Source organism: Pseudomonas nabeulensis (genome assembly GCF_004682045.1).
Classification (GTDB): domain Bacteria; phylum Pseudomonadota; class Gammaproteobacteria; order Pseudomonadales; family Pseudomonadaceae; genus Aquipseudomonas; species Aquipseudomonas nabeulensis.
In genome coordinates this window covers 16,298-37,768 of record NZ_QUZT01000064.1, presented here as the reverse complement: position 1 = coordinate 37,768, position 21,471 = coordinate 16,298, and the positions used below count along the sequence as shown (strand labels likewise).

Annotated in this window: 24 protein-coding genes; 18 read left to right on the top strand and 6 right to left on the bottom strand. The window is 59.5% G+C overall.

Annotated features, from left to right (window positions below):
* Positions 1-36: 36 nt before the first annotated feature.
* Positions 37-2,163, bottom strand: coding sequence for a TonB-dependent receptor (locus DYL61_RS25285; RefSeq protein WP_135310611.1), 2,127 nt, complete (start codon positions 2,161-2,163; stop codon positions 37-39).
* A 95-nt stretch (positions 2,164-2,258) separates the two neighbouring features.
* Positions 2,259-2,648, bottom strand: a complete 390-nt coding sequence (locus DYL61_RS25280) for a DUF2946 domain-containing protein (protein WP_135310610.1) — start codon at positions 2,646-2,648, stop codon at positions 2,259-2,261.
* Positions 2,649-2,741: 93 nt separating this feature from the next.
* Here DYL61_RS25280 and DYL61_RS25275 point away from each other — a divergent pair, with 93 nt between their 5' ends.
* From DYL61_RS25275 to DYL61_RS25250, 6 genes are all read left to right on the top strand, one after another.
* Positions 2,742-3,179 (top strand): DUF3995 domain-containing protein, encoded by a 438-nt coding sequence (locus DYL61_RS25275; protein WP_135310609.1) that lies wholly within the window; start codon positions 2,742-2,744, stop codon positions 3,177-3,179.
* Positions 3,180-3,289: 110 nt separating this feature from the next.
* Positions 3,290-5,791 (top strand): TonB-dependent siderophore receptor, encoded by a 2,502-nt coding sequence (locus tag DYL61_RS25270; protein ID WP_135310608.1) that lies wholly within the window; start codon positions 3,290-3,292, stop codon positions 5,789-5,791.
* Between the two features lie 80 nt (positions 5,792-5,871).
* The gene (locus DYL61_RS25265) at positions 5,872-6,201 is read left to right on the top strand and encodes a hypothetical protein (protein ID WP_135310607.1); all 330 of its coding nucleotides are present in this window, start codon (positions 5,872-5,874) and stop codon (positions 6,199-6,201) included.
* Positions 6,202-6,309: 108 nt separating this feature from the next.
* The gene (locus DYL61_RS25260; RefSeq protein ID WP_135310606.1) at positions 6,310-7,005 is read left to right on the top strand and encodes a fumarylacetoacetate hydrolase family protein; all 696 of its coding nucleotides are present in this window, start codon (positions 6,310-6,312) and stop codon (positions 7,003-7,005) included.
* A 36-nt stretch (positions 7,006-7,041) separates the two neighbouring features.
* Complete coding sequence (locus DYL61_RS25255) at positions 7,042-7,950, top strand: helix-turn-helix transcriptional regulator (RefSeq protein WP_135310605.1); 909 nt, start codon at positions 7,042-7,044, stop codon at positions 7,948-7,950.
* 85 nt (positions 7,951-8,035) lie between these two features.
* Positions 8,036-8,299, top strand: coding sequence for a hypothetical protein (locus DYL61_RS25250; protein ID WP_135310604.1), 264 nt, complete (start codon positions 8,036-8,038; stop codon positions 8,297-8,299).
* Between the two features lie 262 nt (positions 8,300-8,561).
* Here the strand turns inward: DYL61_RS25250 and DYL61_RS25245 are convergent, their stop codons facing one another.
* Positions 8,562-9,506 carry a GGDEF domain-containing protein gene (locus tag DYL61_RS25245; protein ID WP_135310603.1) on the bottom strand — a complete coding sequence of 315 codons (945 nt, stop codon included), beginning with the start codon at positions 9,504-9,506 and terminating at the stop codon, positions 8,562-8,564.
* A gap of 247 nt (positions 9,507-9,753) precedes the next feature.
* Between DYL61_RS25245 and DYL61_RS25240 the strand changes: the two genes are divergently transcribed.
* Positions 9,754-10,002 carry a DUF1652 domain-containing protein gene (locus DYL61_RS25240; protein ID WP_135310602.1) on the top strand — a complete coding sequence of 83 codons (249 nt, stop codon included), beginning with the start codon at positions 9,754-9,756 and terminating at the stop codon, positions 10,000-10,002.
* On the opposite strand, the gene DYL61_RS31355 is transcribed toward DYL61_RS25240, so the two are convergent.
* On the bottom strand, positions 9,999-10,223 hold the full coding sequence (locus tag DYL61_RS31355) for a hypothetical protein (RefSeq protein WP_135310601.1): 225 nt from the start codon (positions 10,221-10,223) through the stop codon (positions 9,999-10,001). The genes DYL61_RS25240 and DYL61_RS31355 overlap by 4 nt on opposite strands.
* Positions 10,224-10,361: 138 nt before the next feature.
* Here DYL61_RS31355 and DYL61_RS25230 point away from each other — a divergent pair, with 138 nt between their 5' ends.
* From DYL61_RS25230 to DYL61_RS25215, 4 genes are read left to right on the top strand one after another with little or no spacing between them, the layout of a single operon-like run.
* On the top strand, positions 10,362-10,673 hold the full coding sequence (locus tag DYL61_RS25230) for a YXWGXW repeat-containing protein (protein ID WP_135310600.1): 312 nt from the start codon (positions 10,362-10,364) through the stop codon (positions 10,671-10,673).
* A gap of 38 nt (positions 10,674-10,711) precedes the next feature.
* On the top strand, positions 10,712-11,290 hold the full coding sequence (locus DYL61_RS25225) for an RNA polymerase sigma factor (protein ID WP_135310599.1): 579 nt from the start codon (positions 10,712-10,714) through the stop codon (positions 11,288-11,290).
* Positions 11,287-11,718 carry a hypothetical protein gene (locus DYL61_RS25220; RefSeq protein WP_135310598.1) on the top strand — a complete coding sequence of 144 codons (432 nt, stop codon included), beginning with the start codon at positions 11,287-11,289 and terminating at the stop codon, positions 11,716-11,718. The genes DYL61_RS25225 and DYL61_RS25220 overlap by 4 nt, the downstream gene beginning before the upstream one ends.
* Positions 11,715-12,209, top strand: a complete 495-nt coding sequence (locus DYL61_RS25215) for a periplasmic heavy metal sensor (RefSeq protein ID WP_135310597.1) — start codon at positions 11,715-11,717, stop codon at positions 12,207-12,209. Before DYL61_RS25220 ends, DYL61_RS25215 begins: the two co-directional genes overlap by 4 nt.
* Before the next feature lie 36 nt (positions 12,210-12,245).
* Here the strand turns inward: DYL61_RS25215 and DYL61_RS25210 are convergent, their stop codons facing one another.
* A complete protein-coding gene (locus tag DYL61_RS25210) occupies positions 12,246-12,740 on the bottom strand; it encodes a DUF1543 domain-containing protein (protein WP_135310596.1) in 495 nt (164 codons plus the stop codon).
* A gap of 106 nt (positions 12,741-12,846) precedes the next feature.
* Here DYL61_RS25210 and DYL61_RS25205 point away from each other — a divergent pair, with 106 nt between their 5' ends.
* Positions 12,847-13,668, top strand: coding sequence for an aldo/keto reductase (locus DYL61_RS25205; protein ID WP_135310595.1), 822 nt, complete (start codon positions 12,847-12,849; stop codon positions 13,666-13,668).
* A 51-nt stretch (positions 13,669-13,719) separates the two neighbouring features.
* Here the strand turns inward: DYL61_RS25205 and DYL61_RS25200 are convergent, their stop codons facing one another.
* Positions 13,720-14,235: an Hcp family type VI secretion system effector gene (locus DYL61_RS25200; RefSeq protein ID WP_135310594.1), complete on the bottom strand. Its 516-nt coding sequence runs from the start codon at positions 14,233-14,235 to the stop codon at positions 13,720-13,722.
* A gap of 480 nt (positions 14,236-14,715) precedes the next feature.
* Here DYL61_RS25200 and tssA point away from each other — a divergent pair, with 480 nt between their 5' ends.
* The 6 genes from tssA to tssG are packed head-to-tail and all read left to right on the top strand — an operon-like array spanning position 14,716 to position 21,468.
* A complete protein-coding gene (tssA, locus tag DYL61_RS25195; RefSeq protein WP_135310593.1) occupies positions 14,716-16,269 on the top strand; it encodes a type VI secretion system protein TssA in 1,554 nt (517 codons plus the stop codon).
* A gap of 33 nt (positions 16,270-16,302) precedes the next feature.
* A complete protein-coding gene (gene tssB, locus DYL61_RS25190; RefSeq protein WP_135310592.1) occupies positions 16,303-16,800 on the top strand; it encodes a type VI secretion system contractile sheath small subunit in 498 nt (165 codons plus the stop codon).
* A 28-nt stretch (positions 16,801-16,828) separates the two neighbouring features.
* Entirely contained in the window at positions 16,829-18,304 is a 1,476-nt protein-coding gene (gene tssC / locus DYL61_RS25185) for a type VI secretion system contractile sheath large subunit (protein ID WP_135310591.1), read from the top strand.
* Positions 18,301-18,720, top strand: a complete 420-nt coding sequence (tssE, locus tag DYL61_RS25180; RefSeq protein WP_135310590.1) for a type VI secretion system baseplate subunit TssE — start codon at positions 18,301-18,303, stop codon at positions 18,718-18,720. Before tssC ends, tssE begins: the two co-directional genes overlap by 4 nt.
* Entirely contained in the window at positions 18,710-20,497 is a 1,788-nt protein-coding gene (tssF, locus tag DYL61_RS25175; protein ID WP_135310589.1) for a type VI secretion system baseplate subunit TssF, read from the top strand. Before tssE ends, tssF begins: the two co-directional genes overlap by 11 nt.
* A complete protein-coding gene (tssG, locus tag DYL61_RS25170) occupies positions 20,461-21,468 on the top strand; it encodes a type VI secretion system baseplate subunit TssG (RefSeq protein WP_135310588.1) in 1,008 nt (335 codons plus the stop codon). The genes tssF and tssG overlap by 37 nt, the downstream gene beginning before the upstream one ends.
* Positions 21,469-21,471: the final 3 nt, after the last annotated feature.

The following is a 21,471-nucleotide window of genomic DNA, read 5'->3' as shown; positions in this document are numbered from 1 at the left end:
GGCTTGCCCCCTCCCACAATAGTGCTTATTGCAGAGCTAGAACTTGGTGTTTACCGCCAATTCGAACGTTCGCGGCGATCCCAAGTAATAAGCCGGGGACACATGGGCAAACTCGGCATACACCTCATTCGTCAAATTACGCACCCGCCCGGTAACGGACGTCTGCGCGTCCAGCTTGTAGCGTAGGAACGCGCCGAACAACGTGTAAGCCGGCACCGTCTGGGTGTTGGCGTTATCTGCAAACACCTCGGCCACATACCGGGCATCCACGCCGCCCTGCCAGTCCTCGGCGAAATCATAGGTCAGCCACAGGTTACCCACGCGCTTGGGCACGTTGGTCGGCGTATTACCCTTGCGCGAGACCACCGCACCACTGGCGGTTTTTTCGTTGAAGTCATCGTATTCGGCGTCCATCCAGGCGAAGTTGCCTTCTGCCAACAGCCTCGGCGTGATGCGCAACGAACTGGCCAGCTCAATGCCCCTGGAGGACTGCGCGCCGACCGGAATGCTGTTGGTCGGGTCCTGCGGGTCGGTGACGGCAAAGTCTTTGCGCTCGATCTTGTAGGCCGCCACGGTGGCCGAGCCACGGCCGTCCAGGTAGTCAAACTTGCTGCCCACCTCCCACTGTTTGCCGGTGGACACATCGAACACTTGGGTGGTGGTGTTCGGCTGTTCGGCGGCGGTGCTGTATTGCACGTACACGTTGGCTGATGGGATGAACTGGTAGGTCAGGCCGACGCGCCCGGTCACTGGTTCCCAACTGCGCTTGAAGTGCCGTGGGTTGGCGGCGGTGACCGTACGATGATTGGTGACATCCAGGTCGATGGCGTCGTAGCGCAGGCCACTGAGCAATGACAGGTTATCGGTGAGACCCAGGCGATTTTCGATGAAAAGCGCCTTGGTGGTGACCTCGTTGGTCTTGTCTTTGACGAAACCTGGCTTGGTGCCCGGAATGCCATAGAAGTGACCTGGATCGTAGTCATCCGGGTCCACGCTGCTGTTACCGGACACGTTCAACGGGCTGTTGGTGGTGCTGTTGACCTTGTACTCGAAGCCGCCGGACCAGGTCGTCGACAGGCCAAAGAGGTTGTCGTCGTGGCGCAGCTCAAACTGGTTGCCATGCTGTTCGCCCTGGTGACGCACTTGATAGGCGGTTGAGCGGTTCACGGCGCTGTTGTCCGCGTTGTACTGGTAGGTTTCCAGGTTGCGGTAATCGCGCTGGCTGTCCAGGTGATAGAGGGTGTTTTTAAGCGTGGTGCTGTCATTGATGCGGTAGTCGATGATCGAGCGCGCCCAGATCGTACGCTGCTCGTAGCGGCCATCGGCGACGTTGTAGTTGTTGAAGCGGTTGTGTTTGTCGATCTTCAATTCACCGGCTTTAGGGTTGAGTACCGGCGTGCCCCAGTAGGGGCTGTCTTCATGTTCATCCTGGTATTCCAGCGCCAGGGTGTGGGACAGGTTGGGTGTGAGGTCGCTGAGCAGGGAAAACGCCAGGCTCCAGGCCTCACGCTGGTCACGCTCGATGTAGCTGTGATTGGTGTTGCGGCTCACATCCAGGCGCGCGTAATGCTGCACCTCGGCGCCGGGTTCGGTCAGGGCGTGATTGACGCCGAAGGCCATGCCGGCGGTGTCATAGCTGCCGTAGGTGAGCTGGCCCTCGGCGGCCCGTTCCTCGCGGGTGGCAAGCTTGGTTACGTAGTTGAGCGAACCGCCCACGGAGCCTGCACCGTTGATCAGGGAGGAGGGGCCGCCTACCAATTCCACCCGGTCGTAGATCCAGGCATCCACCGGTCTCGCCAGGCCGGTGGCGACGTTGATGCCGTTGAACATCTGGGTGATCTGGCTGCTGGTAAACCCACGATACGACACAAACCCGCCGAACCCCGGCGGTGCGCTGGCGTTGACGCCGGGCAGTGTGTTGGCTGCGTCGCGAAACGTCTTGGCGCCATGGCGCTCGATATCGTTGCGATTGGCGATGGCCACCGATGCAGGGGTGTCCCGCACGCTCAATCCCAGCCGCGACGCCGCACCGCTGGATTGGTCCAGGGCCAGGCCGGGCTCGGCGGATTGCTCGCCATCAATGGTCGTCGGGGCCAGCTCGATGGACCAGGCGCAGACAGGCAGGCAGCCGAACAGGCCCGCCAAAAGGGGTAGATGTTTCATGGTTGAATCCTGAAAAACTTGGCTTGAAAACAACGCACAGCCGCGCCTAGTTCCTGGTGGGAACGCGGGTCAGTGCAGAATAGAAAGCGAAGGGATCAGGCGACCGCAGGCGGTGCGCGCGGGTGGGCCGTGGGCCATGTGAAACGTGCAGGGATGTCAGCGGTGGCGATGATCGCCGGCGGTGGTGCGTGGGGTTGCGGCAGTACGGCCACATTCAGGCTGGAATTGAGCGCCGGGCCCATCCCGCCGGTGGAGCACAACGGGCAACCAAACGCCTTGGACAGCGTCGGCAGGCTCTCATCGATGGAATTGGACGGCTTGGGCGCCTGGGTGCGCGGGTCTACGGTACAGAACTGGCCGCCGATGCCATTGAGCTGCATCCCCACCATCTGCCCATGACCAATGCTGCAGGCGAACGCATTGAACAGGACGCAGCAATAGAGCATCCAGGCAACAAGCGAACGGTCGGCACGGGCGAATTTCATGGGGCGGCACTTTACCACCAGCCGCCGACGAAATGCCTGCAAAAAATCCCTGGGCGACTATCCTCATTCGCACATTTTCAGGGAGCGCCCGCCATGAGCTTTGTCATCGCGCGATGGATCGTCGGGGTTTTCACCTGCATCAGCATGGTGCACCTGTACTGGGCCGCAGGCGGCAAACTCGGCTTCCAGGCAGCCATCCCTCAACTGCCCGGCGAATTCGCCAGCGGCCCACGACCTGCGTTCAAACCCTCGGCGCTGGGCACCTTCCTGGTGGCGATGGGGCTGGTGGCGATTGCCTTGTTGGTGTGCCTGCGTGCCGGGCTGTATTTCTCGGCGGTATCCCACGGGGCATTGCAGTGGGGGATCAGTGCAATTGCGGTGGTGATGTTTGCGAGGGCGATTGGGGACTCGGAGTTGGTGGGGTTTTTCAAGAAGGTGGGTGGGTCGCGGTTTGCGAAGCTGGATACGTATTTCTATTCGTCGCTGTGTTTGGTGTTGGGGGTTGGGTTGTTGGTGGTGGCGTGGGGGTGAGTTGTAAAACCCAGCTGAGATGATGCCCAAATAAAAATCGCTCTCATCCTTGCCCGATGTTCCGACCTGGCCGTCATGGTTAATAGAACCTCTATTACCCAGGATTTCCCATGTCGCGCCTTGCTCGTCCCTTGCATCCCCTGGCCCTGTCAGTGGCGATGGCTTTTGCCGCTGTGCCGTTGCTGACCGTCCAGTCCTCCTTTGCCGAAGAAAGCAGTAGCGCCGTGCGCAGCTTCTCGATTCCTGCCGGTGACTTGAGCCAGGCGCTTAATAGCCTGGCCGAGCAAGCGGGCCTGGTATTGGCATTCGATGCGAGCCTGACCCGTGGCAAACATAGCAATGGCTTGAGTGGGCAATACGACACCGACGTGGCCCTGAACCAACTGCTGGCCGGCAGCGGCCTGCAGGCGTTGAAGATTTCCGGTGACCGCTATCGCCTGGAGGCCATCCCCGATAACGGCGGTGCCATGGAGTTGCAGGCCACGACCATCAGCGGCGCGTACCAGGCCGAGAGTCCGACCGGGCCGGTGTCGGGTTATGTGGCCACCCGCAGTCTCTCGGGCACCAAGACCGATACGCCCATTATCGAGACGCCACAGTCGATCTCCATCGTGACCAAAGACCAGATGCGTGCGCAGAACGCCGAAAGCCTTAACCAGATCCTGCGCTACAGTGCCGCCGTGATCCCGGAAACCCGTGGTGCCACCGCATCGCGTCTCGATCAGTTGACCATCCGCGGTTTCTCCCCGGCCACTTACCTGGATGGCCTGCGCATGCCCTCGAGCCGTGACGCCTTGCCGCAAAAGGATGCCTTTGACCTGGAGCGCGTCGAAGTGCTGCGCGGTCCAGCCTCGGTGCTGTACGGGCAGGGCACGCCGAGCGGGGTGATCAACATGGTCAGCAAGCGTCCGCTGGATACGCCGTTCCATGAAATTGGCGTGGAATACGGCACCTTCGACAAGAAACGCACCACCTTCGACCTGAGCGGTCCGATGGATGATCAGGGCGTGTATTCCTACCGCGTGGCCGGCCTTTTCGACGATGCCGATGGTCAGGTGGAACACACTGAGACCCGACGCCAGTCGCTGTCCACGGCCTTCACCTGGCGCCCGGACGACAACACGTCGCTGACTTTACTCGGGCATTTCCAGAAAGATCCCAAGGGCGCGTCCTACGGTTCGGTGCCGGCCTGGGGCTCGGTGTTGCGCAGCCCGGTCGGGCGCGATATCGATGTGGATTTTTATGACGGTGAAAAGAATTTCGAGAAGAGTGATCGCGAGTATTACTCCATCGGTTGGGCCTTCGAGCATCACTTCGATGATGTGTGGACTGTGCGTCAGAATGCACGTTACCTGCGCAGTGAGGGGCAGTACCGCAGCCTCTACAGCAACTACCTGATGACGGATTACCGCACCATCCGCAGGTCCACCATCGCCAGCGATGTGAACCTGGATGCCTACACCCTCGATAACCAGGTCCAGGCCAAATTCGACACCGGCCCGTTACAACACACCTTGCTGATGGGCCTGGATTACCAGAACACCAGCACCGACACCAAGTCTGGCTCTGGCGTGTATACCGCCGGCCCGACCCAGGATATCTTCGATCCGGTTTACGGCGCCGCCGTGCCGGTGCCGGCGTACACCACCGATGGCACGTCCCGCAGCGAACAGACGGGCGTGTACCTGCAAGAGCAGATGAAGTGGGACCAGTGGGTGCTGCTGCTGGGTGGTCGCTATGACTGGGCCAGCACCGATAACAGCACCCAGACCATCAGTACCGGCGCCAAGAGCAAATCCTCTCTGGACAGCAAGGCGTTCACCGGTCGTATCGGCTTGGTGTATCTCTTCGACAACGGCCTGGCACCCTATGCCAGTTACTCCGAATCGTTCAACCCGCAATCGGGTACCGGTTATGGCGGCTCGGCGTTCAAACCGACCGAAGGCAAGCAGTATGAAATCGGCATCAAGTATCAACCGCCGGGTAGCAACAGCTTTATTACCGCTGCTATTTTCGACCTGCGCCAAACCAACGTCCTGACCACCGACCCAGACCCGACTCACCTGTGCGGCACCGGTCGCTGCCAGAGCCAGGATGGCGAAGTGCAATCCCGTGGCTTGGAACTGGAAGGCAAAGCCAGCCTCAACGACAACCTGGATATCACTGCCGCCTACGCGTACCTGGATAACCGCATCAGCAAGTCCAACAACACCGTACGTTATGCGCCGATCAGCGATATCGGCGTAGGTCCGGCGATTTCAGCCGAAGGCACCACCACCTACGCCGTCCCGCGCCACACAGCCTCGGCCTGGGCTGACTACACCTTCCATGACGGTAACCTCAAGGGCTTCGGAGTCGGCGCTGGCGCGCGTTACGTCGGTTCGTCCTGGGGCGATACGGCCAACACCCTGAAAGTACCGGGCTACACCTTGTTCGATGCGGCGGTGCACTACGACATCCCGAATATCACCCGCCTCAAGGACAACCTGCGCCTGGCCCTCAACGCCACCAACCTGGCGAATAAAGAGTACGTCGCGTCGTGCTATTCCTACTCGTGGTGCTGGTATGGCTCACAGCGCACCGTGCAGGCGAGCGCCACTTATCAGTGGTGATAAGGCAATTTAATGGCCCCTTTGTAACAAAATCCTCGCCAGAATCGTGTTTATTTTCAGGTGGTTAGGTGGGGATGCAAATGCGCAATGTTGGAATCATGCTGATCGCCTGCTCCCTGGTCGGCGGCTCGGCTGCCGTGCAGGCACGGGAGCTGCGCGAGGGCGACAAGTACATGTGCAGTTGGGGCGCGGGCACGGCCGCCAGGGCCCAGGAACTCAAGCTCTCCGGGGTATCGCTGTATGCGGCGCGGCAGAAGATCCAGACCATGAAATTCAACAAATCGTGGATGCGCATGATGGCCATGGGCATCACCGAACAGACCTACGACAGCCGCTCACGGCTCAAGCCCGAAGCGATTCGCCAGGGTTTCTATCAGGATTGCGTGCGCTACAAGGTCGCGCGCAAATAGCCCGGATGGACTTTGCACCGGTCAGTGCAAGTTCTGCGTAAACCTGTCCAACTTCGCCCTGGCGCCGCTGTTCATACTGGGCGCCAGGTAAACGAAGAGGCACAGCCCATGACTGATTACGTATTCACTCCCGCACCAATTCCCTCCATTGCCGTCCAGGACAGCGATGCGCGTTTCCCGCTGCGTCGCGTGTTTTGCGTGGGGCGTAACTACAGCGAACATGCGCGGGAAATGGGGCATGACCCGGACCGCGAACCGCCATTCTTCTTTATGAAGCCGGCAGACGCGGTGGTGCCGGCGGAAGGTGTCATCGCCTATCCACCCTTGACCAGCGACCTGCACCATGAAGTGGAGTTGGTGGTGGCCATCGGCAAGGGCGGCGCGGATATCAGTCCGGAACAGGCTTTTTCCCACGTATGGGGTTACGGCGTTGGCGTTGACCTGACCCGTCGCGACCTGCAAGCCCAGGCGAAAAAGCTCTCGCGTCCGTGGGAATGGTCCAAGGCATTCGATGAATCGGCGCCGGCCACCGCGTTGCGGCCAGCCAGTGACATCGGCCACCCGTCCAGCGGCAAAATCTGGCTCAAGGTTAACGGCGAGCAGCGCCAGATTGGCGACTTGGCGGACCAGATCTGGTCGGTCAGCGAAGTGATCAGCCATGCGTCCAAATCCGTCGTACTCAAGGCGGGGGACCTGATCTTCACCGGCACCCCAGCAGGTGTCGGCGCGTTGCAACCTGGCGACGTGGTCACCGCTGGTATCGACAGTATCGGCGAGTTGAGCTTCACCCTCGGCCAGGCTTGAGGCTAAAGTGGTGCCCAGGCCAATCGAGAGCGTGTTATGCCAGGCACCCGCGTGACCACGTACGGCATGGAACAACGCAGCGACCGCCCCGACTTCTATATCCGCGACAAACGCGGGCGGGCGGCGCTGACCAGTCCCCATCGCCATGAATATTTCCAGATCCAGATCAACCTCGGCGGCGACACCGTGCAGCATATCGGCGGCGCGGTGCGGCCGTTTCCGCGCAAGGCCCTGGCGTTTATCCTGCCCCATCGGCTGCATGTGATTCCCCATCCCGAGGATGGCGAGTTCATGTTGATCAACTTCAGCCAGGGGTTTTTCCTGCCGCAACTCACCTGTGATCCGCTGGACCTGGAAGACATCCCCATCGGCCAGGCGCCGGAGTTGTCGCCGTTTCGCTTCCAGGAACAGTTGGATTTCATCCTCGACGACGCCGCGTTCGAAACCGTGCAAGGCTGGCTCGTCCATATGCGCGACCTCGATGCCCACCGAACCTTCGGCGCACGTGAGCGCCTCAAGGGCTACCTGTTCCAGCTGATAGGCCTGGTCTGTGAACAGTACGCCGAGCCACTACAGGCCTTTGCCGCCAGCAATGCCACGCGACGCGGGCGCAAGGATGCATTGGCGCGGGTGCAGGTTTATATCCGCGAGCACCTACATGAGCCGAGCCTCAACCTAACGGATACGGCCACCGCCGCCTTCCTTTCACCCAACTACCTGACTCACCTGTTGCGCAAGGAAACCGGTAAACCGTTCTCTCAATGGGTACTCGACCGTCGCATGCAACTGGCGCGCACGTTGTTGCTCAATAGTGCGCAATTGATCGGCGCTATCGCCCATCGTTGCGGGTTTACCGATGAGGCCTACTTCTCCCGTTGCTTCCGAAAAGCCCATGGACTGGCACCGGGGCAGTTTCGTCGTCAGGCGCATGGGGACGCGTTGTAGACGAGGCTTTTACAAAACCACGACAAATGCTGTGTTTCTATCCGCCTACAATCGCGCAGTTTCTCGCAGATAGAGCAGGGCGCTCATGCAATCCCCAGAAGATTTACCGTCCAACAGCTTTCGTTACTTCGTGGTCGGCGTGCTCTGCGCGGCGGTGCTGTTGGGCGTTTATTTTGTGCGGCTCAATGCCGAGGTCGACCGCGAGCGTGAAGCGGCTATCCAGCGTTTGGCGTTGTGCCAACAAGTGGAAAGTGTGGTTCGAAAGGTGCAGTCCAATAGTCTCGAGACTTACCCTGCATGCGACGCGTTGAATGGTCACGTGGCAGAAAGTGCAAACTCGCCCGAGTAAATACCCATTTTTTATATAAGGAAATATCGACGGAAGTTGCACCAAAAAGTAGCACTTATAGGGTCGTCCTCCTTAAAAAATGTGTGGTTATTGAATGACTTACGGCTTTTTTAATCCGACGAAAGGAAAGAATTAGTCTTGTTACCGCTAGGGTCAGTCGCTATTATTGCCCGGCGTTCACCTCCCACGGTTTATGCATTTTTAAATCCCAAGTTTCCATCAGCTACTTGGGATTTTTTTTGCCCGCGATTTGACCTTGGCGTCAAAGTTCGCCCTCAGCAAACTCCGCCCGCATCCGTCCATTGCGTTTGGCCTGATACAGCAATTTGTCGACCGCTTCGACAAAACCGAGTATCGGGCTGTCCGGAGTGACGATGCGGGTACCGACCCCCAGGCTCAGGGTCAACAGGTTCGACACGGGTGAGAAGCCGTGTTCGATTTGCTGCTGGCGCACCAGGTGCAGGCAGCGTTGTGCCACCTGCTTGGCCGATGCCGCGTCGGTTTCTGGTAGCAACCAGACAAATTCTTCGCCGCCGATACGTGCAATAAAGTCCCGTGGCCGGTTGGCCGCCTTGGACAGCGTATGGGCCACTTGGCGCAGGCACTCGTCGCCCTTGATATGGCCGTAGTGGTCGTTGTATTGCTTGAAATAGTCGATGTCCAGGATGATCAACGACAACGGCAGTTGGCTACGTTGGGCGCTGGTCCACTCCCGCTCCATCACGGTGTCGAACATGCGTCGGTTGGCGATACCGGTGAGTCCGTCCTGATAGGAATATTCCTCAAGCTGCTTTTGCAGGCGCACCAAATGTTCTTCAGTCTTCTTGCGCTCGCTGATATCGAACATAAAACCGATCAGTGCCTCGACCTCGCCGTCCTTGCGCACCACGTGCACCACGTCGCGAATCCACACGTAGTCGCCATTGACCGTCAATGCCCGGTAATCCGCCTCGTGGTCCACTCCGGCGCGGGATTGTGAGACGCAGAAATTCACCACGTATTCCCGGTCATCCGGGTGCATGCGTTCGACCCAGTCGTCCACGCTGACCCAGCTCTGCGGCGTCCAGCCCAACAATGTTTCGATCTGCGGGCCGATGTAGCTGAACGTCATGGTTTGCCAATCGATGCGCCAGGGGATGGCCTTGGTCGACTCCAGCAGGGTCTTGTATACGTCGCTGTCGGGCTGGCTTGGCGGTTCGGTGTTCATGGACGATGCTCGGGGAGTGGTGGCCAAAAGCCAAGAGCGTCTTGTGATCGGCGCCGCGAGTCAAGCACTGCCCTGGCAAGCAGACGAGAGGTTGCCCGACGGCTTTTCTGGCGCCAGTGTTTCGGCGTTTTGAGGGCGAAATGAGGCGTGGATAACACTTTTCAGTGATGCGCTAGATGCCGTGTAAAACCTCATCTACTCTGCTTCCATTACAACGACTGGGTGGAGCCCGGGGAAGGGTGTGCGCATGATTTCATTCGCCGAATTCAATCGCATCATGGCTTCGGGATTTCTGCCGCTGGCGTGTGATTGCACGCAAAACAGTGATGGCTCGTTGCGCATCAGCATCTTTGAGCCGGAGTCCGGGCGTGTCGACCTGCTGCTGACGTGCGTGTCCCCCGAAGGTTTGGACAGCATCCGTTCCATCTCAAACCTGATCGGTGAACTGCGTACCGAGATCAAGGCCGGGCGCCGTGGGTTTGCGGCGGTAGGTTAACTGTTGGCCACGTGGGTGGGGGTGTCGGTCGCGCCGTAATAACGCCAGCAGCAGTGGCGGTGTTCCGGCATGACAATGCAGCCGCTGAGGCTGACGATCAGCAGAGCGGCAACCAGCATGGAAAGTCGACGGTACATGGTGTTTCCTCTTGGTTTTACCTGCGATACACCTTCAACGCTGGCGCGTAGGTAAATCCGTCGCGCCGCTTTCAAACATTTCATCAAGCCCCTCCATGCCTGAGCAATACTGCTTTGGATCCCTGCGCGAAAAAATCACGTGGCCCGCGACGGATTTTTTCGGCACTTGCCGTTCAACCCATCAGCAACCTGCACTTTCGTTCGTTGCCTGAAGGAGTTGCCATGAAACCCTTGGCTAAATTGCGTTTTGCCTTGCTTGCTCCGCTGGTGTTGACCGCGTTTGTGAGTGCCCCGAGCTTTGCCCAGACCGAAGTGATTATTCGCCAGGCGCCGCCGCCGGAGCGGGTCGAGATGGTGCCTGTGCAACGTCCCGGTTATGCCTGGGACCGTGGTCACTGGCGTTGGCAACACGGCGCCTATGCCTGGGTGCCGGGCCATTGGCAGCCGATGATGCGCAATGCACGTTGGGTGCCGGGGCATTGGGAATCACGCGGCCCCAATTGGTACTGGCGTGAAGGGCATTGGATGCGCTGACACCTGATACTTAGCCCCCCGGACCGAGAATTGCCCGATTGAAAGACACTGATCCGGACGTTGAGCTGCTGGCACGTATCGGTAACAACGAACCCGCAGCCGTTAATGAAATGGTGAAGCGCAAACTGCCGCGATTGCTGGCACTCGCCAGTCGGATCCTCGGCGACGCTGATGAGGCCAAGGACATAGCCCAAGAGAGCTTCCTGCGCATCTGGCGCCAGGCGGCCAATTGGCGCAGTGGCGAGGCACGTTTCGATACCTGGTTGCACCGGGTGGCGCTCAATCTGTGCCACGACCGCCTGCGCCGACGCAAGGAGCGCCCATTGAATGAGGAGGTGGCGCTGGAACTGGCGGACAGCGCACCGTCCCCGGAGGAACAATTGGACAGCGCCGACCGCAGTGCGCGCATGGCGGCAGCGTTGGCCGCCTTGCCCGAGCGCCAGCGCGAAGCCATTGTGTTGCAGTATTACCAGGAGCTGTCGAACATCGACGCGGCGGCCTTGATGAATATCAGTGTCGAAGCGCTGGAGAGCCTGCTGTCGCGGGCTCGCCGCCAATTGCGCAGTCAACTTGCCGATACACCCGGGCTTGCCCGCCCAGGAAGGGGAGCATCATGACACCCGAACGATTTGTTCATTTGGCCGACGCCTACGGCGCCGATTTGCAGCGCTGGCCGGTAGCCGAACAAACATCGGCCAGGACGCTGTTGGACAGCGGCAGCGCCGTCGCCCGTGAAGCGTTGGACGCGGCGCGCTGGTTGGACACTCAACTGGACAGCCATCAACTGGCCTTTGCCGATCCAGCGTTGGCGCGGCAGATTCGCCGGTCGGCGCCGCAACCGGCGTCGCTCTGGTCGCGTTATGCCCGTTGGCTGTCGCCTGCCAGCGTCGTGGGGGTGGGCATTGCCGGAATTGTCACCGGGATGCTGGTAGCCTCCCTGAGCGTGCCGCTGCCCATGTTGTCCTCCGAAGTGCTGCCGAGTGTGTTCGATCAAGGCGATGCGCAAGTCCTCTTCACCGTCAATGCCGAGGAAGCCGAGCAATGACCGTCAGATCCCTCAAACCGTGGTTGCTTGTCTCGATACTGCTCAATGTGTTTTTGATCGGCGGCGTTGCGGGTGGTCTTTACCATTGGATGGCCCGTGTCACGCCCGCCGAAGCGGTGGTCAACCAGCATGGCTTGCGTCAGGCCATATTCAAGTTGCCACCGGAGCGGCGTAAGGAACTGCGCCAACTGCTGCGCCATAACCGCGCCGACAGCCAACCGCTGATCATGGCTGGCCGCGAGGCGCGCATGGGCGTGATCAAGCAGCTGGAGGCGCCGACGCTGGACCGCGATGCCCTCGTCACCGAATTGGCCAGGGCCCGTGAAGCCGACACATCGCTTCGCGCGCTTGTGGACGCGACATTGGCGCAATTTGCCAGCACGTTGCCCCAGGATGAGCGGCAACGACTGGTGGAAGCGTTGTATATGCGTGGGCAGGCCAAAGCCAAGGGCAAAGCCGTCGAGGCGGCAGGGAGTCAGCCGCGCTCTTGAGCATCAGTGAGGTGTACAGGTTCGTCCGGGCAGGGTTCAGGCCAGCACGATATAGTCGTTCTGCTGAATGATCGGCCGGTGCGGGCCCTGCACCAAGTGAATGTAGCGGCCGTCCGCCAGGTCAATGGGCAGGCAGTCATCGACATCAAGCACGGCGTCGGTGTGGGCCTGTGCCCATTGACGCAGCATCTGTTGTTTACCCTTGCTTTTTGCCTCCTGGCTGTTGCGGGCAACCACCAGCAGGTAGTGGTGAGCCTCGCCAAAGCTGTTGGCCTCATATCCCCCAAGGTTGATGAAGTACAGGCGAGACGCGTTGGCCTGGGGAGCCAGGTGGCTGAGTTCCACCCGCCAGCCGTCCACACCGTCAACCGCCATCCATGCATCGATGTGCAGGCCCTTGGTGCTGCCAAACCAACCGTCACGTAATTGCGGGTAGCATGCTTGCAGCGTATCGGCCGCGGTAAAGACCACATCGTGTACTTCGATTTTCGCCCGAGGGTGCTTGCCCCCGAGCATGACGACAAACAACATTGCAGACACTTCCTGGCGAATGGGCAGGAAGCAACCTTCCTTCGATTGAACCCTACTGTCCAGTTAATGCCACACTCTTTAACTGCACATTCATCAGGAGGTTGTCATGCGTACCATAGATCTGGCGGGGGTTCCCGTTCCTGTGATCGGCCAGGGGACCTGGCGCATGGGCGAAAATCCCGATCATCGGCGTGCCGAAGTCTCAGCCCTGCAATTGGGCATCGACGAGGGCATGACCCTGATCGATACCGCCGAGATGTACGGCGAGGGCGGCGCCGAAACGGTGGTGGGCGAAGCCATTCGCGGGCGTCGCGATCACGTGTTTCTGGTGAGCAAGGTCTACCCGCATAATGCCAGTACCAAGGGCGTTCCTCGTGCCTGCGAAGCCAGCCTGCAGCGCCTGGGTACGGACTACATAGACCTGTACTTGCTGCATTGGCGCGGCCAATACCCCCTTGAAGAAACGGTCGAAGCGTTCGAGCACCTGCGCGAAGCGGGCAAGATCGGCCGCTGGGGTGTCTCCAATTTCGACGTGGCGGACCTGCAGGAACTGGCATCGCCCGCCTGCGCCACCAACCAGGTGCTCTACAACATTGAAGAGCGCGGTATCGAGTTCGACCTGCTGCCCTGGTGGCAACAGCATCATTTGCCGTTGATGGCTTACTGCCCGATTGCCCAGGGTGGCGACCTGCTGGTTAGCCCGACGCTCAAGCAGATCGCCCGTCGTCATGAGGCTACGCCCGCTCAGGTCTCCCTGGCCTGGGTATTGCGCCAGGAAGGTGTGATCGCCATTCCCAAGGCGGTGACCCCAGAGCACGTGAGGCTCAATGCCGCTGCCGCCAAACTGGTGCTGGATGAGCACGACCTCGACGCCATCGACCGCGTTTTCGGCGCGCCCCAACGCAAGCACCCGTTGGCGATGGTGTAAGCGGCTGGCGGAAACGGCGTCGTCCTTGGCGCCGTTCCGTGTCAGCCCGACTTATCCGGCGACGGGACTGCGCCAGTCGTCGGAGCCGGAGGTGCCGGACACCTCATGGGTCCATACCACTTTGCGATAAGTGAAGTGCACATCCTCCAGGTGGGTGAAGTGGGCGTTGTTCGGGTCCTGGCAATTTGGCATGCGTGACTGGATGTCTACGATGGTCGCGCCCTCAAGCTCTATCGTGAAATAGTGCTCCTGGGTTCCGGCTGACGACGTGCGGAACCACTCCAGCCGACAGCTGACTTCTTCACCGCTGGTCAACGCACTGAACAGCAAGGGCGAGGACTTATCGAAGACCTTACTGATCATCAGCGGTCTATGTACCCGCTGGCCCGTTGGCTGGCCGGACTGTGGGTCACGGGGAATGATGACCTGATGGGAGAATGCCTGGACCAGAATCTGGTCTTCATGGCCCTCCTGGTAAATGTTGCCTACCGAATCCTGAGTGAATGTGCCGGCAGTCATCAAACCTTGTTTGACGCCCGTGACGGAAAGATATGCGGGTGTTGGCATGACTGGTTTCCTTGCCTGAATGAATAGGTCGTTCCTGCCGACAAGCGTGTCGGTCAGGGTAATGCCTATAACAAAAAGCGTGCCTGAAAGAGTGCGGGCCAATGCGGGCGGGGGAATGACGTAGTTGCCGGTGTGCTGTCGGAAGTTCAGCAGTGTGTTGGGTGCGTAAATGTGCAGAACATGTTGCGCACAAGTGCGCATATATCTGCCCATGATTATCATGTTGTTATCGTTGAAGGGGTATTGAAGTGCAGCTGTAAAATCCAAATAAGGTTGCGCAAATTTATGCGCATGTCCTTATTTCTAAGGGGGTTGTAGGAACTTCCTTAATTACAATTTCGATGCTTGCTGAATGTTTTTTGCGTGGCTATGGTTTGCAGGCTTCGTGATTAAGTTTACGAAGACTGAACGCCGATCTGATGCGTAAGTTAATGCGCTAAGTGGGTCTGTCCTGCCTTGAATAGTCGTGTGAAGCCACAAATGGATTACTCGGAAAAGCTGTGCGCTTATTACCTTGAACTTGCACGCACGCCCTGTTCGCAAACAAGTTTTGCCGGCAGTGATATGCGCTTCTCCAGTGAGTATGAAAGCCTGGAGGTGGAGCTGGGGAAGGCGCAATCGATTCACGGTAGCGCGCAGCCGGACTGGCAAAAGATCGTGGAGGTCAGTGAGGGCCTGTTACGCCAGCAATCGAAAGACCTGCGGGTGGCGGTGTGGCTGACCTGGGCATTGCATCAGCGCGAATCCTTCTCCGGGCTGCTGGCAGGCCTGGGGGTGATCGATCATCTCTGCGAGCATCACTGGTCTGCGGTGTACCCCGAAAAAGCGCGCACTCGCGGGGCCGCCCTCGGTTGGCTGGTGATGCGCTTGGAGCCGCTGTTCGCGCAGCACCTTTCGCTACAGCATCAGCAGCCTCTGTTTAACGCGTTACTTGGGCATTTGGTGCGCCTCGACGAACTGTGGGCCAAGTGCCTGGGTGACGACGCGCCCCTGTTGCTGCCCACACGCCGGCTCCTGGCGCAACGATTGGAGCGTGCCGCGCAAGACGATCAAGCGGCGGTGGGTGTGAGCGGTGTGATTGCCCAGGTCAAGCAAGTGACGACCCAGTTGTTGACGCCGGAGAGGGTGGTGGACAGTGAGAAGGATGCGCATCGGCTGCTGCGCGACTTGCAGGAGCAAGGCCGCCCGCTGTCAGCCTGGTGGTTGCGTCAGAACGCCACGGACCTGCGGGCGCTGCGCCTGAATCGGACGCTCGCATGGCTGCCCCTAGTCAGCTACCCGGACGCCGATGGTGAGCGAACCACTGCGTTGCGCGGCCCGGCCCCGGACAAACTCGCGCGGTATCAGGAGCGCTTCGCGCAGGGTCATTACGCCGACCTGATTGTCGAGCTCGAAACCAGCCTCGCGGTCGCCATGTTCTGGTTCGATGGGGTACGCATGGTCTGGCATTGCCTGGAAGCGCTGCAGGCCACGGAGGCCATGACCGAGCTGGAGGTGGCCTTTGCGTTGTTGCTGAAACGCCTGCCGAACCTGCCCCAGTTCCGCTTCCATGACGGTACCGCGTTTGCCGACAGCACCACCCGCGACTGGATTGCACAGCACGTCACTCCGCATTTGCGGGTTGCCGAGGCGCTTCCGGTGGCGAGCCCTGTAAATGCCGAGCCCTGGGAAGCTGCCTTATTGAATGTGGCACCCAAGCTGCGCCAGGAAGGCCTGAAGGCCGCGGTGCATGAGCTCAAGCAAGGCATGCACGCCACCCGGGGTGACCGGGCGCGTTTTTATTGGCGTCTGGCCCTGGCTCGGCTGTGTATGCAGGCAGGCAAGCATGAGCTGGCGAAGATCCAGCTCGAACACCTCGACAACGAATTGCAACGTGCGGGCCTGGACCGCTGGGAACCTGAGCTGGCCTTGCAAGTGACACAGCTGTTGCATCGCTGCTGCGACCTGTTGCCACAAAGCCATGCCGTGCGCGAGCGCAAGGAAGACACCCATCGCAGGCTGTGCTGCTCTGATCTGGAAGCGGTACTTGAATAGGCTTTCCAGCCACTTGAATAAAGGAGAAACACCATGGCCAAAGAAGGGTCGGTAGCACCCAAGGAACGTATCAATATCACCTTCAAACCCGCTGTGGGCGGGGCGCAGGAGGAGGTCGAGCTGCCGCTGAAGTTGCTGGTGCTGGGGGATTTCACCCAGCGTGAAGATGCGCGCAAGTTGGAGGATCGCAAGCCCATTGGCATCAACCAGAACACCTTTGATGACGTGCTCGCCAAGCAAGCGTTGAGCCTGACGATGAGTGTGCCCAATCGCCTCCAGGAGGGCGCTGACGTTGAAGAACTGGGGATCCGGGTGCGCATCAACTCCATGAAAGATTTCAACCCGGCCAACCTGGTTGAGCAGATTCCCGAGCTGCACAAGTTGATGGCGCTGCGTGAAGCGTTGATGGCTCTTAAAGGGCCGCTGGGCAACACCCCGAGTTTTCGCCAAGCCATCGAGCACGCGCTGGCCGATGAAGAATCCCGCGCCCGTGTATTGGCGGAGCTGGGGCTGAGCAACCAAACCGCCTGACAACTTTCAGTAAAAGGACACTGATGCCATGACTCTCCAACACCCTTCGACTGTTGCCCAAACCACTGCTGAATACAGCATCCTCGACAACATTGTCGCCCAGACCCTGCTGAGTGCGGACGACGAGGCTTATGGCATTGCCAAGCGTGGCGTATCGGCGTTCATTGCAGAACTGATCAAACCGCAGAACAGTGGCGAGCCCGTCAAGAAACGTCTGGTGGACCGGATGATTGCCGAGATCGACTTCAAGCTCGGCCAACAGATGGATGAGATCCTGCACCACCCGGATTTCCAGGCGCTGGAGGCCTCATGGAGGGGCCTGCAGCTGTTGGTCGACCGCACTAACTTCCGTGAAAACATCAAGATCGAGCTGTTGAATGTTTCCCGGCAGGATTTGTTGGATGACTTCGAAGACTCGCCGGAGGTCACGCAGTCCGGGCTGTACAAACATATCTACAGTGCTGAATACGGCCAGTTTGGTGGTGAACCTGTTGGCGCAATCGTTACCAACTACTTCCTCTCGCCCAGCGCACCGGATGTCAAACTGATGCAGTACGCCGCAAGCGTAGCCTGCATGGCCCATGCGCCTTTTATAGCTGCTGCCGGACCAGCGTTCTTCGGGCTGGAAAGTTTCACCGGTCTGCCAGATCTCAAGGACCTCAAGGACCATTTTGAGGGCCCGCAGTTTGCCAAATGGCAAAGCTTCCGCCAGAGCGAAGATTCCCGCTACGTAGCGCTGACAGTGCCGCGCTTTCTGTTGCGCACGCCTTACGACCCCACTGAATCTCCGGTCAAGACCTTTGCTTACCAGGAGAACGTGGTGAGCAGCCACGAACACTACCTGTGGGGCAACACCGCCTATGCCTTTGCCACGCGCTTGACTGACAGCTTCGCGCGGTTTCGCTGGTGCCCGAACATCATTGGTCCACAAAGCGGCGGCGCGGTGGAAGATCTGCCGTTGCATCACTTCCACAGCATGGGCGAAATCGAAACCAAGATTCCCACTGAAGTATTGGTGTCCGACCGTCGCGAGTATGAGTTGGCCCAAGAGGGCTTTATCGCCCTGACGATGCGTAAAGGCAGTGACAATGCTGCGTTTTTTTCGGCCAGCTCTGTGCAGAAGCCCAAGCACTTTGGCATCAGTGCCGAGGGTAAGGCCGCTGAATTGAACTACCGGCTGGGCACGCAGTTGCCCTACATGATGGTGGTCAACCGGCTGGCTCATTACCTCAAAGTGTTGCAGCGCGAGCAGCTGGGATCGTGGAAGGAACGTACCGACCTGGAACTGGAACTCAACAAATGGATTCGCCAGTACGTCGCCGACCAGGAAAACCCCAGTGCCGAAGTGCGTGGCCGACGCCCGCTGCGGGCCGCCCGAATTGTTGTCAGTGACGTCGATGGCGAGCCAGGGTGGTACCGCATCAATCTAAGCGTACGCCCGCACTTCAAGTACATGGGGGCGGACTTCACCTTATCCCTCGTCGGCAAGCTTGATAAAGAATGAGCACCAGTCAAGTGGGCGCCCAACACTCCAGCCTGTTCGAGCGTCTTGAACGGCCGTTGGCGACGCCAGGAGGGCGGGCTGCATCCATCGCAGCTCATCTTGGCAAGATGCTCAGTACCCGTGCCGGCAGCGCGCAGACATTGCCGGACTATGGCTTGCCCGATCTCAATGACATGAGCCAAAGCTTGCACGAATCATTGAGTCAATCGCGCCTGCTGATCGAGCGCTTCATTCGGGCCTACGAGCCACGTTTAAAAGATGTGCAGGTGCGGATGTTGCCTCGGGACCAGGATCCTCTGGCCCTGGCGTTTGCCATTGAGGGCGTGTTGACGGCCGATGGGGTCGTACAGCCGGTCGTTTTCATCGCAAGGCTGGGTGATGCCGGCCGCATCGAGGTCTTGCCCGATGTCCTTTAACCGGTATTACCAAAGCGAGCTTGGCGCGCTGCGGCAGTTGGGGCGGCGCTTTTCCGAGCGCAACCCCGCGCTTGCGCCATTTCTTGCGGAGCCCGGTCAGGACCCTGACGTTGAACGGTTACTCGAGGGCTTTGCGTTTCTCACCGGTCGCCTGCGCCAGAAACTGGATGACGAGCTGCCGGAACTCACCCATTCGCTGATGCACCTGCTTTGGCCCAACTACATGCGACCGATGCCGGCGTTCAGCATGTTGCAGTTCGAACCGTTGAAGCATGCCGGGTCTGGCATAACAGTGGGGAGGGACACACCGGTCGAAAGTACAGCGATCAATGATGAGCGATGCCGTTTCCGTACCTGTTACACCACCCAGGTCTTGCCACTGCAACTGAGCGCCCTGGAGTACAGCATCCAGGGTGATCGCACGTTTTTGAGCCTGCGCTTGGAGATGAGCGACGGAGGGCGTTTCGGCGAATGCACGTTTGAGCATCTGAGGCTGCATTTGGCGGGCGACCGTTACATCAGCCAAGGGTTGTACCTGAGCTTGTTGCGCCATCTTGAGGGCATCGAACTACTGCCATTCGACCGGGATGGGCTGCCGGTCAGCGGGATCGATGGGCAGCCCTTGTCGTTGCGGCTGGAGGCAGATCAGGTGCAGCCAGTGGGTTTCTGCGAGGAGCATGCGCTGATCCCTTACCCGATGAATACGTTTCGCGGCTATCGCCTCTTGCAAGAGTACTTTGCGTTCCCCGAGAAATACCTTTTTGTCGATGTGAGGGGGTTAAGTGCCTTGCAGCGGCTGCCTGCCGAACGGCTTGAGCACGTCTGCGGTGTGACATTGCGCTTCGAGTTGCGCACGCAACGGGATGAATCCGTGCGGCCCACGCTGGACAACGTAAAGCTGTACTGCACGCCGATTGTCAATCTGTTCACGCTTGACGCGGTACCGATTCGCCTGGATGGCAAGCAGGATGAATACCTGTTGGTGCCTGGGGAATATGCGCGTGGGCATGCCTGTGTGTTTTCCGTGGACAGTGTCACGGGCTGGCGCCCCGGTGGGCTGGGGTACCGGACGTACGTGCCGTTCGAATCCTTTGAACATCAAGGCGACGCGGGGCTGTTGGCGCAGACGCCCAGCTACAGCATTCGCCAGCGCCTGTCGGCGCAACAGGACGGCCTGGAGACGTGGCTAGGGTTTGGCAATGGCCTCGGGCCCGCCTCGGAGACGCTGTCAATTGAATTGACCTGTACCAATCACAACCTGCCAGGGCAGCTGCCCCCAGGAGCGATCAATCAACCCTGCGAGCAAACACCGCAGGGGTTGTCATTTCGCAACATCAGCACACCGACCGCCAGCTTTACACCGCCCCTGGACCAGGGATTTCTCTGGCGCCTGATCAGCAACATGTCGCTCAACTACCTGTCGTTGAGCGACATCAATGCTTTGAAAGTGATCCTGGAAACCTATGACTTGCCCGGTTTTCACGACCGGCAGGCGCAAAAGGTCGGGCGACGACGGCTGGATGCATTGCTCTCGATCAGCCATGCGGGAGTTGACCGTTTATACCGCGGCCTGCCGTTTCGCGGCGTGCGTGTCGACTTGACCGTCGATAGTCAGGGCTTCCTCGGCCAGGGCGAAGTGTTTGTGTTCGCGTCTGTCCTCAATGAGTTCTTCGCGCTGTATGCCAGCCTCAACGCTTATCACGAACTACGAGTCATCAGCACACAAGGAGACGTGTATCTATGGCCACCCCGGATGGGCCAGCAGCCCCTGCTTTGACCGATTTATCCCGGGTCATTCGCGAATATTCGCTGTTTCAGGCGATTTTGCAGGTGATCAATCGTCTGCGTGAAGCCCATCCGTTTCTGGATGACGACGCGTTGTATGAACAGCTGGAATTCCAGGCCAACCCAGGTCTCGGTTTTCCAGGGCATGACATCGACCGAGTGGAGTTTTTTGTTGAACAAGACCAATGGCGCGCGCGCCTTCGCGTCAATGTGCTGGGCCTGTGTGGCGCGGGTTCTCCGTTGCCGGCGTTTTACGCCGAGCAAGCCCTCGGCGACGGTACGGGCGCAAATCCGACACGGGATTTTCTCGACCTGTTTCACCATCGCCTGCAACGGCTGATGTTGCCGATCTGGCGCAAGTACCGCTATCGCACGTGTTTCCGGTCGGGGGGCGGCGATACCTTCTCTGCGCAGATGTTTGCCTTGATCGGCTTGGGTAGCCCGCATTTGCGCGATGCGACGCAATTGGACTGCAAGCGTTTGTTGCCCTACCTGGGGCTGCTGAGTCTGCGGGCACACTCGGCGGCCTTGATCGAAACGGTGCTGCGTTACTACTTCAAGCACGACGGCTTGTTTATCGAGCAATGGGTCGAGCGCACGGTGGTCATTGCGCCCGAGCAGCGCAACCGGCTGGGGATTGTGAATAGCCAACTGAGTCATGACCAGGTGCTGGGGCATCGAGTGGCTGACCGAAGCGGCAAGTTCAGAGTGCATATACCGGGCTTGGCGTGGCAGCGGTTCCACGATTTCCTGCCGACCGGCGTGGCGTTCCAGGCGCTGTGCTCCCTGGTCCGGCTGACCGCGCGTGACCCACTGGAGTATGACGTGCGCCTGGTGTTGGCGAAGGAGGAAATCCGGCCGTTTCACATTGGCGAACACAACCACTGTCGCCTGGGGTGGACGAGTTGGCTGATGCATGAATGTGCCGATGGTGCGGTCGTTGTGGCCAGCCATGCTCAATAGGGA